The 12,808-nt window shown below is 62.1% G+C and carries 13 protein-coding genes and 1 tRNA gene; 9 read left to right on the forward strand and 5 right to left on the reverse strand.

Annotated elements, in window-relative coordinates; all coding sequences use genetic code 11:
• Positions 1 to 158 precede the first annotated feature (158 nt).
• Positions 159 to 1,679, forward strand: coding sequence for an NlpC/P60 family protein (locus HMPREF3104_RS12875; RefSeq protein WP_305763976.1), 1,521 nt, complete (start codon positions 159 to 161; stop codon positions 1,677 to 1,679).
• A 24-nt stretch (positions 1,680 to 1,703) separates the two neighbouring features.
• Positions 1,704 to 2,783 carry a ferrochelatase gene (locus tag HMPREF3104_RS06910; RefSeq protein WP_070494938.1) on the forward strand — a complete coding sequence of 360 codons (1,080 nt, stop codon included), beginning with the start codon at positions 1,704 to 1,706 and terminating at the stop codon, positions 2,781 to 2,783.
• On the opposite strand, the gene HMPREF3104_RS06915 is transcribed toward HMPREF3104_RS06910, so the two are convergent.
• Positions 2,755 to 3,504 (reverse strand): hypothetical protein, encoded by a 750-nt coding sequence (locus HMPREF3104_RS06915; RefSeq protein WP_070494939.1) that lies wholly within the window; start codon positions 3,502 to 3,504, stop codon positions 2,755 to 2,757. The genes HMPREF3104_RS06910 and HMPREF3104_RS06915 overlap by 29 nt on opposite strands.
• A gap of 40 nt (positions 3,505 to 3,544) precedes the next feature.
• Between HMPREF3104_RS06915 and HMPREF3104_RS06920 the strand changes: the two genes are divergently transcribed.
• From HMPREF3104_RS06920 to HMPREF3104_RS06930, 3 genes are read left to right on the forward strand one after another with little or no spacing between them, the layout of a single operon-like run.
• Positions 3,545 to 4,387 carry a DUF3097 domain-containing protein gene (locus HMPREF3104_RS06920; RefSeq protein WP_070494940.1) on the forward strand — a complete coding sequence of 281 codons (843 nt, stop codon included), beginning with the start codon at positions 3,545 to 3,547 and terminating at the stop codon, positions 4,385 to 4,387.
• A 10-nt stretch (positions 4,388 to 4,397) separates the two neighbouring features.
• The gene (locus HMPREF3104_RS06925; protein ID WP_083278991.1) at positions 4,398 to 4,823 is read left to right on the forward strand and encodes an NfeD family protein; all 426 of its coding nucleotides are present in this window, start codon (positions 4,398 to 4,400) and stop codon (positions 4,821 to 4,823) included.
• A gap of 3 nt (positions 4,824 to 4,826) precedes the next feature.
• Positions 4,827 to 6,011 (forward strand): SPFH domain-containing protein, encoded by a 1,185-nt coding sequence (locus tag HMPREF3104_RS06930; protein WP_052204252.1) that lies wholly within the window; start codon positions 4,827 to 4,829, stop codon positions 6,009 to 6,011.
• Here the strand turns inward: HMPREF3104_RS06930 and HMPREF3104_RS06935 are convergent.
• The 3 genes from HMPREF3104_RS06935 to HMPREF3104_RS06945 all read right to left on the reverse strand — a co-directional run bounded on the left by HMPREF3104_RS06935 (position 5,986) and on the right by HMPREF3104_RS06945 (position 7,354).
• Positions 5,986 to 6,540, reverse strand: a complete 555-nt coding sequence (locus HMPREF3104_RS06935; protein ID WP_070494942.1) for a MarR family transcriptional regulator — start codon at positions 6,538 to 6,540, stop codon at positions 5,986 to 5,988. The two genes, HMPREF3104_RS06930 and HMPREF3104_RS06935, sit on opposite strands and share 26 nt — an antisense overlap.
• Before the next feature lie 24 nt (positions 6,541 to 6,564).
• Positions 6,565 to 7,218, reverse strand: a complete 654-nt coding sequence (locus HMPREF3104_RS06940; RefSeq protein WP_070495006.1) for a TVP38/TMEM64 family protein — start codon at positions 7,216 to 7,218, stop codon at positions 6,565 to 6,567.
• Between the two features lie 50 nt (positions 7,219 to 7,268).
• A tRNA-Leu gene (locus HMPREF3104_RS06945) sits at positions 7,269 to 7,354 on the reverse strand.
• 106 nt (positions 7,355 to 7,460) lie between these two features.
• Between HMPREF3104_RS06945 and HMPREF3104_RS06950 the strand changes: the two genes are divergently transcribed.
• The 4 genes from HMPREF3104_RS06950 to HMPREF3104_RS06965 are packed head-to-tail and all read left to right on the forward strand — an operon-like array spanning position 7,461 to position 11,745.
• Positions 7,461 to 9,026 (forward strand): ABC transporter transmembrane domain-containing protein, encoded by a 1,566-nt coding sequence (locus HMPREF3104_RS06950; RefSeq protein WP_371441048.1) that lies wholly within the window; start codon positions 7,461 to 7,463, stop codon positions 9,024 to 9,026.
• Entirely contained in the window at positions 9,027 to 10,832 is a 1,806-nt protein-coding gene (locus tag HMPREF3104_RS06955; protein ID WP_070494944.1) for an ABC transporter ATP-binding protein, read from the forward strand.
• 21 nt (positions 10,833 to 10,853) lie between these two features.
• Positions 10,854 to 11,387 (forward strand): YbhB/YbcL family Raf kinase inhibitor-like protein, encoded by a 534-nt coding sequence (locus HMPREF3104_RS06960; RefSeq protein WP_052204265.1) that lies wholly within the window; start codon positions 10,854 to 10,856, stop codon positions 11,385 to 11,387.
• Positions 11,388 to 11,397: 10 nt separating this feature from the next.
• Positions 11,398 to 11,745 (forward strand): hypothetical protein, encoded by a 348-nt coding sequence (locus HMPREF3104_RS06965; RefSeq protein WP_070494945.1) that lies wholly within the window; start codon positions 11,398 to 11,400, stop codon positions 11,743 to 11,745.
• Here HMPREF3104_RS06965 and HMPREF3104_RS06970 read toward each other — a convergent pair.
• Positions 11,720 to 12,805, reverse strand: a complete 1,086-nt coding sequence (locus tag HMPREF3104_RS06970; protein WP_052204269.1) for a quinone-dependent dihydroorotate dehydrogenase — start codon at positions 12,803 to 12,805, stop codon at positions 11,720 to 11,722. The genes HMPREF3104_RS06965 and HMPREF3104_RS06970 overlap by 26 nt on opposite strands.
• Between the last annotated feature and the right edge of the window lie 3 nt (positions 12,806 to 12,808).

Below are 12,808 nucleotides of genomic sequence, written 5' to 3' on the forward strand. Positions count from 1 at the left end.
TAATCGTCACGTTGTTGGGGGTTGGTTTCGTCTGCCTTCGGTCTGCGCGCCTGCATCAGTAGTCAACTTTGAAGTGACCGCACGTCAAGGCTTAACGCTTGTCACGACCGGGCCTAGTCAGCCCGTGGGCTTTGGCGCGCGGTGTGAGGAGCACCTTCGTGGGCAACCCATTTTTGAAGGCGAGCGCCGCAGTGGCAGTCACCGCTGCATTGACATTCGCCAGTGCAGCACATCCCGTGCGCGCAACCGAATCCACCGCGGAGCTTGTCGCCGCTGTCGCGCGCGCCCAAGCAAACGTGGATGAACTCACCCTTGGGGTCGGTGACCTCCAGGAGAGCGTGAACCGCGCCTTGGTTGATCTGCGCGATGCCCAGGCTCGCGCCGAACAGGCGCGCCGCGGCGCCGAAAATGCGGACGAGCGCCTCAAAGCTGCCGAGGAGGCGGTGGCAAAGGCACGTGAAGAACTAAGCAACATCACCCGCTCGCAGTACCGCGGCGCGGGCCAGTCCAGTGTGCTGAACTCCTTAAGTTCCGGGAGCGGTCAGCGCGAGGTACTTGAGCGCTCCCAGTTCCTGAAGCAGCGCTCCAAAGAGAAGCAAGAAGCGCTCGAGGCCGTTGAGCGCGCTCGCATCGAGGCCGCCAACGAAGCGTCCGTGGCACGTGAGGCTGCCAAGCTGGCGGAAGCAGCAGCGGGAGATGCCGCTGACGCTGAAACCAACGCGCGACAGCTGCTTGAAGACAATGCCCAGGCACTCAACGAGCGCAACGCCGCACTCGCCGAGGCCCAGGCTGCGCTTGACGCGGCTGAGGGCGAGTTGGGTGAGGTGCGTCCGGGCGTCGAAAAGCAGGAAGCCCCGACATACGAGGCACCTGAGGTTGACCAGGAGATCGTGGACGAAGTCACCGAGCGTGTAGCCGAGATCGCCCCGGAAGCACCGTCCCCAGAACCCGAGGTCATCGCACAAGCCGTTGCTGCCGCCCAGATCGCTTCCCCGGACAACGCGGTCGAGGAAGCCTCCAACATCGCAGCCTCTGCAGCGCTAGTGGGCTCGACGCAAACCCCGCACGCAACCTTCGCCGACCCGTACGCCAGCGGCACTGCCATGAGCTCCTCGTCTGACCTTTTGGACATCGTCTCTGCCTTCGCCGGCGGCCTGCAGACAGGCCTGGGCGTCTCCGACACTGCCGGCCAGAGCGTCTCTGACTCCCTGTCCGAGCTCCTGCCGGCCGTTGAAACCGCTGAATCCATCACCGAGGAAATCCAGCAGGCCGTCGCGCCAGCTAACTCCGGCTCCGTGGAAACCGCAATCGCTCGCGCCATGTCCGTTGTGGGCACGCCGTACGTGTGGGGCGGCGGCGACGCCAACGGCCCAACCACCGGCGTCAACGGCGGCAGCGTTAAGGGCTTCGACTGCTCCGGCCTAGTGCTTTACGCCTTCGCCGGCGCTGGTGTCTCCCTGCCGCACTACACCGGGTACCAGTACCAGCGCGGCACCCAGATCGATCCCAGCCAGGCACAGCGCGGCGACCTGTTGTTCTGGGGCCCGGGCGGCTCCCAGCACGTGGCCATCTACCTTGGCGACGGCACCATGATCGAAGCCCCCCAAGCCGGCCAAAACGTATCCGTAGTCCCGGTGCGTTGGGCAAACATGTCCCCGAAGGCTGTGCGACTGCTCTAACGCCTACGGGTACGCTGATTACCCATGGCCTTTCATGACTACGATGCACTCCTCGTCTTGTCTTTCGGTGGTCCCGAAGGGGAAGACGAGGTTATTCCATTTCTGGAGAACGTAACGCGCGGGCGTGGCATCCCGCGCGAGCGCCTGGCAAAGGTCGGCGAGCACTACTTTCACTTCGGTGGTGTCAGCCCAATTAACGCGCAGAATCGCGAGCTCATCGCAAACATTGAGGCGGAGCTTACTGCCCGCGGCATCGACCTGCCGGTCTATTTTGGCAACCGCAACTGGTATCCCTTTGCCGCTGAAACTGCGGAGCAGATGCTTGCCGACGGCCACCGCAACCCCCTCGTCTTCGCCACCAGTGCCTGGGGCGGCTACTCCGCCTGCCGCCAATACGACGAAGACATCCAGCGTCTCCGTGAAGTCACCCCGGAGCTCAACTACACCAAGCTGTGGCAGTTCTACGGCCACCCTGTGTTTGTGCAGCTGATCGCAGATAAGCTGCGTGCCGCTGTTGAACGCGCCCCCGAAGGTGCGACCGTGCTGTTTACCGCACACAGCGTACCGACGGCCGCCGACGCCGCCGCCGGAGGCGCCGAAGACCCACACCTGTACTCGCGCCAGGTCGCTGAAGCAGCGCGCCTCGTCGCTGCCGAAGCGGGCGTGAGCGACTACGAAGTGGTGTGGCAGTCTCGCTCCGGCAACCCCGCAACCCCGTGGCTTGAGCCTGACGTTGTTGACCGGACCCGCGAACTGCATGGCGAAGGCAAACTGCAACACCTCATCTGCGTCCCAATCGGGTTTATTACTGACCACATGGAGGTGGTCTGGGACCTAGACACGGAGCTTAAACAGGCGTGTGACGAGATTGGTGTCAGCTTCGAGCGCGTCGGCACCGTTGGTCTGGAGCCGGCGTTTGCATCGATGATTGTGGATTTAGTCGAGGCAGTCGCCACCGATGTCAAGCCGCAAACCTTGTCTAGCGTTGACACGTTGGGATGCACGGTCAATGGCGAGCCCTGCAAGGTGGACTGTTGCGCGCCAGTGCGACCCCCACACGCTGGCCCCACCCAGGTCAGGTCCAGGCACGACGATAATCAATAACCGCATCCGCAACCCCCGCCATGCGGGCGCTACGCACGTGGCGCCACAAGGCAAAGAGTTGCGGGTCAAATGAATGGTCGCCCAGACGGTCGGTCACCGTCTCAATGGTTGCCGCCACTCGGTCGGCACGCGCAAATAGCTTCGCTGCACGTGGCGTGACCCCCACGGGAAGCCCCGGGGTGTCGTAGAAATCCGCAAGTGTGCCCACCGTCAGACGCGGATTTGGAAGATCCTGCCTGGTGCCGCCGGCGGCCTCAATCAACACTGCGGCCTCGTCTGTCGCCCGCGACAACAACTGGTCCGCCTCCCCGGGAGACAGCCACTCAGGCTCCGGCAACGGATCCTGCTCCACAAACCACCGCCAGTGCACCTCGCTTGTCTGATATTCCGGTACCAAGATGTGCTGCGCGTCCACCCCCCGCAGCACGATCGCGCCGGCCTGTGTAAGCGCCTCCATTGCGGGCGAGCCAGCCCGAAGTCGCGCCGCCTGACCAGGGCCCCACAACACAAGGCGTACGACGGGATCGGGGGAGGTGAGGTTGGAGTGCGTGCGGACGTCGGCAAGCAACTGCCCAACAGGCGCCCCACCGAAACTGTGCCGACCACCCAAATCACGTAACGCATCAAGCGTCTCATCCGTTGACTCAACGCCATACAGCCACGCCGCCAACCAGACGGCAGTGTTTTGCAACGGAGAATAAACCTGAGCGCGCGTGTGCATTCCGGCCAGTCTAGCCAGACCGATAGAATACGGACACACTATGGGAGACAGTCGCTACAGCGGAGACATTTTTAGCGGACATGCGCGCACCAGGCGCCCAACCTACCCGTCGGTGCCGGCCGAACCCGGCATCATCGTGGAGATCGTTGGCAATGATTTCGTCGGCGCCGTCGTCGGGTTTGAACGCACCTACGACGGCGACTTCGTCCGGCTTGAAGACCGCTACGGCACCCAACGACTCTTCAAAATGCTGCCAGGCGCTTTCATGGTAGAAGGCCAACGCGTGACGCTGACCAGGTACGTGCCCAAGCGTGACAACGGCCCGGCGCGCTCCAACTCCGGCTCACGCAAAGTGGCAAACGTCCAGGCAAAAGTGGCTCAGCCGAGCCGCATCTGGGTAGAAGGTATTCACGACGCCGCGATCGTTGAGAAGGTGTGGGGCCACGACCTACGCGTCGAAGGTGTTGTGGTGGAATACCTCGAAGGCTTGGACAACCTGCCGGAGAGACTCGCCGAGTTCCAGCCAGGGCCGGGCCGGCGCATCGGTGTGCTGGCAGACCACCTGATCGAAGGCACCAAAGAGTCGCGCCTAGTCGAGGGCGTCGGGCCGCACGTGCTTGTTACCGGACACCCCTACATTGACATCTGGGCGGCAGTGAAACCTGCCAGTGTCGGCATTGCTGCCTGGCCCGACGTCCCCTACGGCGAAGACTGGAAAACCGGCACCTGCCAACGCCTCGGCTGGTCTGACCCGAAGGAAGGCTGGCACCGCGTTTACTCCTCGGTCAACACCTTTCGTGACCTGGACTACACCCTGATCGGGGCGGTTGAACGGCTCGTGGATTTCGTGACTAATCCTGAGCTGAGCAAAACAGATATGTAGCATGGCCGCCATGGGTCCATTGATATGGTTTGCGGCAGCCGCGGTGCTTGCCATCCTTGAAGTATTCGTTGGCGAAATGACCCTGCTCATGATCGCCGCCGGTGCGCTGACAACAGCGGGCTTCTCGCTGATCGGCATCCCGCCTGCTGCTGAAGTTGCCATCTTTGCCGCATCGTCCGCCGCCTTTTGGTTCTTCCTGCGCCCGTACTTGCGGCGTCGTTTGGAATCGCCGAAGGCGTACGACGAATCACCTCGCGCACTCGTCGGCTCACGTGCCGAGGTGGTTGAAGACATCACCCCAGTGGGGGGACAGGTGCGTTTCGACGGCAGCATCTGGTCCGCCCGCGCCCTCGACCCAGGGGAGACCTATACGGTGGGTGACGTAGTAACTGTCTCTGCAATTGATGGCCCAGTCGCGGTCGTCTGGAAGGACTAGAGCATGCCAGGCCTTTTTCTTTTTGGCGTCATCCTTATACTTGTGGTGTCGCTGCTTTTTGCATCCGTGAAGATGATCCCGCAAGGCGAAGCCGCCGTAGTTGAGCGTTTAGGCCGCTACACACGCACCGTCTCCGGTGGATTGACGCTTCTGGTGCCCTACATTGACCGTATTCGTGCCCGTGTGGATACGCGTGAGCGCGTTGTTTCGTTCCCGCCGCAGGCGGTGATCACGCAGGACAACCTGACCGTGGCAATTGACACGGTGGTGACGTTCCAGATCAATGACCCCGCTAAGGCGATCTATGGCGTTGACAACTACCTGGTCGGCGTGGAGCAAATCTCTGTGGCCACGCTGCGTGACGTTGTCGGCGGTATGACGCTGGAAGAGACGCTGACGTCACGCGAGACCATCAACCGCCGCCTGCGCGGCGAGCTGGACGCGGCAACCGCCAAGTGGGGTCTGCGTATTAGCCGTGTGGAGCTGAAGGCGATTGATCCGCCACCGTCCATCCAGCAGTCCATGGAGATGCAGATGAAGGCGGACCGCGAAAAGCGCGCCATGATTCTGACTGCTGAAGGTAAGCGCGAGTCTGACATCAAGACAGCGGAGGGTGAGAAGCAGGCACGCATCCTGTCCGCGGAGGGCGAGAAGCACGCCGCCATCCTGAACGCGGAAGCCGAGCGCCAGGCGATGATCCTGCGCGCTGAGGGTGAGCGCGCGGCGAAGTACCTTGAGGCGCAGGGTGAGGCCCGCGCAATTCAAAAGGTCAACGCGGCGATTAAGTCTTCCGGCGTGACCCCTGAGCTGCTGGCCTACCAGTACCTGGAGAACTTGCCAAAGATTGCCAATAATGATGCGGCGACGATGTGGATGATCCCGTCCCAGTTTGGCAACTCTCTGGAGCAGTTTGCGAAGGCCTTTGCCAACAAGGACGATGACGGCGTGTTCCGCTACGAGGCACAGCGCGTTGACCAGGACACCAAGGACCTGGCGTCGGAGGGGGATACGGATCAGTGGTTTGATACCTCCACTGACCCGGAGCTGGCCCGCGCACTGGCGGAGGCGCGTGCGGTTGCGAACAAGCACGTCGACGAGCCGGATCCGACGCAGCACCGTGCGCCTGAGACGCCGATTGCTAACCCGCTGGAAATCGAGCGGCCTAGCGACCTTCCTCAGCCCGAGTAATTAGGTTGAGCGCTAGGCGCCACCCCGCCTGTTCCGCTTGCCACCCCGCGGCCTGGAGACGCTGACTCATCGCCTGTTTGGAGATGCCCAGCTCCCGGGCCGCTTCGTTTTGGTTCATCCCGCGGCGCACCAGGGCAGTGGCCTCCCGGCCCTCAATGGTGCGTTTTTGCAGCACGTGGCCGACAAGCGCGAAAGCTGCGGCGATGTCTTCCGCGTTGGTGCCTGGGTTACGGGTGTCTACGCCTACTTTCACCTGCGCCGGGCGCGTGCCTACTGCCTCCGAAGCAGCATGCACGCCGCGCCCATGCGAGGTGATGCCGAGGCCGATGGCCCAGTCACCGTCCGAAAGCAGGGCCATCACCAGGTTCAGCGCGTGCTCAGGCGTATCGACGTCCGCGCGAATATCCTCAACGCCCACCACCTCAAACTCCGCCACCCCCGGCAGCGAGGACAGTGCCTCGGCCGAGCGGGAGACGTATTCGCCGCGCCGCCGCTCGCGGCCCCGATACCTTGCATGTACGCCAATCACGCCAGCAATCCTAGCGTTAATGACTTAGCGGTCTACCTTGGGGGCTTGACGGGTGGGTTGGGGGAGGTTGGCGTCGAGAAGCAGGCCAACAAGCCCCACGACGGTAAGCGCAACGGTCAGAGCGATGACGGTGGGGCTTGCGTGTCCGCTGAGCGTGTCTCCAAGCAGAACCGTGACAATTGTCCCAGGCAGGGAGCCGACAAACGTGGCCACCGCAAACGGTACAACCCGAACACGGGTCAACGCGCAGGCGTAGTTCATAATGCTGAACGGCACAAACGCCACCATGCGAAGACTTGCCACCGCCAGCCATCCGCGGGATTCCAGTCGGGCGTTAATGCGTTCCACCGAGGGATGGGTCAACCGAGGTGCTACGAAATCTCGAAGCGTATACCGCACAACCAGCAGCGTAATCACGGCAGCAACCGTGGTGGCACTAATCGCAATCAGGATGCCCAGCGCGGGGCCAAACAGCAGGCCGGAAGATACCGTCAGGATGGTGCGCGGAATCGGAAACAGCGTGATGCCGACATATAGCAGCCAAAAGATCACCGGGAACCATGCTCCCGTGGAATCAGCCCAGGAGCGGAGGGTGGAGGGCGTTGGGGCGTCGAAAAGCAACCAGCCCAACACAAACACGACCAGTGCCGCAAGAAGGAGTAGCTGGCGACGCTTCACACAACCTCCCAGACGAAAAACACCCCGCAACATGTGCAGGGTGATGGTTGTGCCCGGAGGGGGACTTGAACCCCCACGTCCGTTAATAGGACACTAGCACCTCAAGCTAGCGCGTCTGCCATTCCGCCACCCGGGCTTTGGGTGTTTCGGCCTTTCGGCCAGGCACTCGCATAACTATAGGTCGGCCCGCCGCGCCCGCCAAATCGCCAGCGCAACGGGCTATATCTGCTAAATTCTCCCGCATGCTACCACCACCTAGAAGAATGATGACGTACCGCTGGTTCGTCCCACCAGTGCCACCAGCGGACGACGCCCAACACCTCACGCCCAGCTCGTGGACCGCAGGTCGTCGGGTGGTAGGCGACATGGTGTTTGCCTACCCGCGCGTTTTGGCGTTGCATGTTTTTAGCTACCTCATTGGCTCCGGTGTGGGGGCGTTTGTGCCCGTCGTAGTGGGCAAGATTGTGGACGGCCTCCTGGGCGATACCGACTTCAACGCCTGGTGGCTGTTTGGAGTGCTTATCGCAATCTTTTTTGTGCAGTTTCTTGGAGAGGCAACGGGCGACGGCCTTTCCGCAGCGTCCGTGGGACGTGTGCGCCACTTGGCGCAGCAGAATTTGACGTTGGGGGTGATGCGCAACGGGGCGGGATCGATGAGTCCTGGCACGGTGCTCAACACCATCGACGCCGACTCCAGCACGATTGCGAACTACCGCGAGTCCTTATCGTTTCCGCTCATGGCGCTTGGTTACTCCACGGGTGCCGTGGTGGCGATGTGGAGCGTCTCACCGTGGGTTGCGCTGGCTGTGCCTGTCTCCATTGTTGTCATCGCGCTGTTTTCGGCGTGGACTTCGCGCCCCATTACCCGCATTTCGCTCAAGCGTCGCGCTGCGGAGGCTGACGTTGCGGGTCTTGCAACCGACGTTGCGCAGGGGATTCGTGCTGTGAAAGGCCTGGGCGCTGCCACGGCGGTCACCGGCCGTTTTGCCACCTCTACGCAAACGGCGCGCGGGCTGAACCTGCAGTTTTTGGTGGTTGATGCGTGGTTGAGCTTTGCTCGCCAGGCAGTTGCGTGGGTGTGTAACGCGTTGATCATTTTCGTTGCTGCTCGTTTGACGCTGCGCGGTGAGATTACCCCGGGTCAGATGGCTTCCGTTGCGCTTTTGGTTCCGCCGGCGTTAAACATGGCAGGCTTCGCGTTCGGTGACTTGGCTAGCGGATGGGGTCGCGCGGTAGCCAGTGGTCAGCGCGTATCTGAGCTGTATAGCGCGGGTGAGGCGTTGGCTGCGCCCGATGCTGGTGTTGCCGCCGAGGTGCCGGGCCCTGGACTCTGGGTGCTACCGCCTGACCAGGAGTCTTACGAGTTGACCTCATTGTGGGCCCAGCGCGACGACGTCTTGTTCCCGCCGCACACCGTCAACATCTTCGAGGGCACGATTGAAGACAACGTCAATCCACGCGGCGAGTTTTCTGACACGGCGGTCAAAGAGGCGCTAACGGCGGCGCATTGCCAGGACATTTTACGACGCCTCGGCGGTGTCGGACCTGACGGCGAGCTGCCAACTGCGCCGCTTGGAGAGGCCGGCCTGAACCTCTCCGGCGGCCAACGCCAACGCGTCGCCCTCGCCCGCGCTCTGGCCGCGAACCCGGAAGTGCTGATCCTCGATGACCCAACGACCGGCCTCGATTCCGTCACCCAAGCCAACGTGGTCGAGGCAGTCAAGGCGCTACGTGGCGGCGCAACCACTGTTGTCATCACCGGCAACACCACGTGGGGTGCGGCTGGCCAAGCGTTGGAGGTGAAGTAAATGCAGCGAGAGTATGAGCGCACTGATGCCGTTGCCCCTGCGACAGTTCGAGAGACCTTTGCTTACCTGTCGCAGCTTCCGAACGCGTTGAATAGGCGTTGGTGGGTGGTACTGCTCAGCGTCCAGGTGTTGATTGTCTCAGCCTATGCGCTGCAGGCGAATCTTTTTGGCCGAAGTGTTGATCCGCTGACTGGCACGTCGGTTCCTGTCCTCGGTACCGGCACGCGCGCGTTTGTGGTGACGATTGCCCTTGCCATGGCATGCATGCTGATCGACGTGGCGTTGCGGATGCTGAGCTTCTACATCGTTGGCTCAAAGGTTGCACGGGCGTCGGTGGATTTGCGACGGCGCTGTTTAGATGCCGTGCTTCGCGCGCCGGTCCCACGGGTGATGGAGCTGGGTACCGGCAACGTGATTACCCGCATGACCAAAGACATTGACGAGGTTGTTCGGATTATCACGGCCATCGGTTCGCGCGTGTTGACGACGGTGTTTGTGTTCCCAATTTCGTTCATTGGGCTTTTGCTTATCGACGCACGCCTCGCCCTCATCCTCATCACCCTCATCCTCTGCGCCTACCCGTTTGCCCGTGAAATCATTCGGAGCATCCCGGCGGCGTCGAATGCGGTGAGTGTTGCTGAGGCGAAACGGAACGCAGCACTACTTGATACGGTCCGTGGTCTGCCTACGCTGCGCGCGTTTGGACTGCAGAACTGGGCGCTTGGGCGGATGCGCAAGGCTTCGTGGGGTGCGGTAGAGGCGACGATGGATCGCGTACCCTGGTTTATCCGTCTTATGGGGCTGGGCCAGGTCGTTTTCGCCGCGTGGCTGTTGCTGACGCTCGGGGTGGGTGCGTGGTTGGTTGCTCATGGGTCGATTAGCCCCGGTCAGGCAAGTGCCGCGGTGTTTTTGGTGATCCGCGCAGAGGTGATGGTGTTCAATGCCCTGTTTTTCGTCGGAGAGCTGCAAAGCGCGGCGACCTCTGTCGGGCGTGCGGTGAGTTTGGCAACGTTGGCAGATGGCCGTGAGGCATCCGCACTGCCTGAGGACTTGAACGCACCGGTAGATGTTGAGGTGGATAACGTCTCGTTTGCCTACCCGGGTGGAGCGAACGTGTTGGAGAATCTTAGCGTCACGTTGGCCGCTGGTACGACGACTGCGCTGGTGGGCACTTCAGGTGCGGGCAAGTCGACACTGGCTGCGCTGATTGCGGGCCTTGTGGAGCCGACCGCGGGCCGCATCCGCGTGGGTGAGGTGGACACGACTCAGGTCAGCGACCTGTGGACAGCTAAGAACGTGACGCTCATGACCCAAGACGTCCACATCTTTGCCGGTACATTGCGTCAAGACTTGGCCATGGCTGATGAGGACGCTTCAGATGCAGATCTGTTGGATGCGCTCCGCCGCGCAGGTTTGGATCCCGAAAGCGCCCAGTTTGCGCGCGTATTCCCGCAAGGCCTGGACACCCCGGTTGGTGCTGGCGCTGAGGACCTGCCGCCGGAGACGGCCCAGCAGGTGGCGTTGGCGCGTGTTGCACTTGCGTCGCCGAAGGTGCTGATCTTGGATGAAGCCACAGCAGAGGCCGGAAGTGATGACACTAACGCTTTGGAGGCTGCCGCCGCGGCAATTACCAAGGGGACTACGGCACTGGTAGTGGCGCACCGCCTGGATCAGGCTGCGGCCGCTGACCGCATTCTGGTTATGGACGCAGGGCAGATTATTGAGGACGGCACCCACGCCGAGCTATTGACCCAACGGGGGAGATATGCGCAACTATTTGCAGCGTGGAGTGGCGGAGGTCACTAACCCTCAGGTACTAATGGGGCCATGACTGCTTCATATGTTTCTGATCGTTTCCCTGGCCCTGACCCGTACGCGCCGCTGAAGGAGGTACCGTCGTTTGACATCTCGTCCAACGACGTCGTGGATGGTGAGCGCCTCCCGGATCACCTAGCCGGCGATAACGCCACCAGCCCGCACCTTGCTTGGTCGAACGTGCCTGAGGGCACGAAGACATTTGCTGTGACCTGCTTCGACCCGGATGCGCCGACTGCTTCTGGGTTCTGGCACTGGTCGGCGTTTAACATCCCGGCCGATGTCACGGAGTTGCCCGCCGGCGCGGGTGCCGAGGACGGCATGGGCGTCGGCGCTGTCGTTTTGACTGGTGATGCCGAGGTGAAGGGCTACTACGGCGCAAACCCGCCCGCCGGCCACGGCCCGCACCGTTACCTGTTTGTGGTGCACGCTGTGGATACGGAGCTTGATGCGGACAGCATTGCTAACCCGACGCAGCTTGGTTTCAACCTTTACTTCCACACGCTTGGCCGTGCCTTAACGTGGGGTTGGTACGAGAACAAGTAACCTCTGCGCAATGGTTCCAATTCAGTTGCGTGCCGGCGGCGCCTTTATGGCGCTGGCGGTGGTCTTGTTCATTTTCGCGTTTCTCGCGTTCATGCGCGGGGATCAAACGTATGCGATCACGCTGCGTTTTGTGTTGACGTGTGTGGCGTCGTTGATTTTCGGCGCATTTGCAACGACCAACACCGCAACGGGCGGCTCGCGGAAGCAGCTTGTTGCGTTGGGGGTGGCAGTTGCGCTGATCGCTGTGGGCATGGTGGTGCCCAACCAGGCGCTGACCATTGTGCCCACCACCTCACTTGCATTGTGGGGCGGTGGGGCGCTGGTGTGTGCGCTTATTCTGCGTCGTTTTTCCAGGTAAGCCCGCTACCTACGGCCTGGCTGATGTTGCTCAGGCCGTGGAGCTTCAGCTGCTTGTCGACGCCCACGTGCACCCCACGAACCCACCCCAGCCCTCCGTAGATGAACGGGGTGTATCCCTGCAGCAGGCTTGCACCCGCAGTGATTCGCTTCCACGCTTCTTGTGCGTCCATGATGCCGCCGGAGCTGACGAGCACGAGCTTGTCGCCGACGCGAGCGTGCAGCCGCTGAAGCACCTCCAAGGAGCGTGCGGTCAGCGGAGCACCGGAAATGCCGCCGGCGCCCATCGCCGCAACCTCGTCGGCGGGGGTTTTCAGGCCCTCGCGAGAGATGGTGGTGTTAGTGGCCACGATGCCAGCCAGGCCGAGCTCGACGGCCAGGTCCGCTACAGCGTCGATATCCTCGTCTGAAAGATCGGGGGCAATCTTGACCAACACCGGCGTATCGGTGGAGTCCTTGACAGCGCCCAGGATTGGACGCAGTTCCTCCACAGCCTGTAGGTCACGCAACCCAGGGGTGTTGGGAGAGGAGACGTTGACCACCACGAAGTCTGCCAGAGGCCCGAGCAATGTGGCGCCTGCGCGGTAGTCGGCGACGGCGTCGGCAGCGGTCTTGTTCTTGCCAATGTTGATGCCTACGACATCGTTCGATTTGCGCTTGCGCAGGCGGCTAGCAACCTTCAGGGCACCGTCATTGTTAAAGCCCATACGGTTCAAAATGGCTTTGTCCGCAGGCAGGCGGAACAGACGCGGGGTGTCGTTGCCAGGCTGCGGTTGCGGGGTGACCGTGCCAACCTCCGCGTAGCCGAATCCGACCGCGCCCCAGGCATCCAACGCGGTGGCGTTTTTATCAAATCCCGCTGACAGGCCCAGCGGCGAGGGGAAACGAACCCCGAAAAGTTCCTGCTCAAGACGCGGGCTGTGCACGCGCACGACCTTTTCCATCCCGCGGTTGAGCGGCGTGACCGTATTGAGCACACCGAGCGCACCGGAGATGATGCCGTGGATGCGCTCAGGGGGGATGCGGAACATGAGTTTCAGCGCGGTGTCATAAAGCGTCATCAT

This window comes from Corynebacterium sp. HMSC30G07 (genome assembly GCF_001806945.1).
GTDB lineage: Bacteria > Actinomycetota > Actinomycetes > Mycobacteriales > Mycobacteriaceae > Corynebacterium > Corynebacterium riegelii.

Bases quoted from the DNA above. Each gene is read 5' to 3' on its own strand.
- HMPREF3104_RS06955 (WP_070494944.1), top strand. From the start codon at position 9,027: ATGCAGCGAGAGTATGAGCGCACTGATGCCGTTGCCCCTGCGACAGTT.
- HMPREF3104_RS06930 (WP_052204252.1), top strand. From the start codon at position 4,827: ATGCCAGGCCTTTTTCTTTTTGGCGTCATCCTTATACTTGTGGTGTCG.
- HMPREF3104_RS06965 (WP_070494945.1), top strand. From the start codon at position 11,398: ATGGTTCCAATTCAGTTGCGTGCCGGCGGCGCCTTTATGGCGCTGGCG.
- HMPREF3104_RS06925 (WP_083278991.1), top strand. From the start codon at position 4,398: ATGGGTCCATTGATATGGTTTGCGGCAGCCGCGGTGCTTGCCATCCTT.
- HMPREF3104_RS06910 (WP_070494938.1), top strand. From the start codon at position 1,704: ATGGCCTTTCATGACTACGATGCACTCCTCGTCTTGTCTTTCGGTGGT.
- HMPREF3104_RS06970 (WP_052204269.1), bottom strand. From the start codon at position 12,805: ATGACGCTTTATGACACCGCGCTGAAACTCATGTTCCGCATCCCCCCT.
- HMPREF3104_RS06915 (WP_070494939.1), bottom strand. From the start codon at position 3,504: ATGCACACGCGCGCTCAGGTTTATTCTCCGTTGCAAAACACTGCCGTC.
- HMPREF3104_RS06920 (WP_070494940.1), top strand. From the start codon at position 3,545: ATGGGAGACAGTCGCTACAGCGGAGACATTTTTAGCGGACATGCGCGC.
- HMPREF3104_RS06950 (WP_371441048.1), top strand. From the start codon at position 7,461: ATGCTACCACCACCTAGAAGAATGATGACGTACCGCTGGTTCGTCCCA.
- HMPREF3104_RS06960 (WP_052204265.1), top strand. From the start codon at position 10,854: ATGACTGCTTCATATGTTTCTGATCGTTTCCCTGGCCCTGACCCGTAC.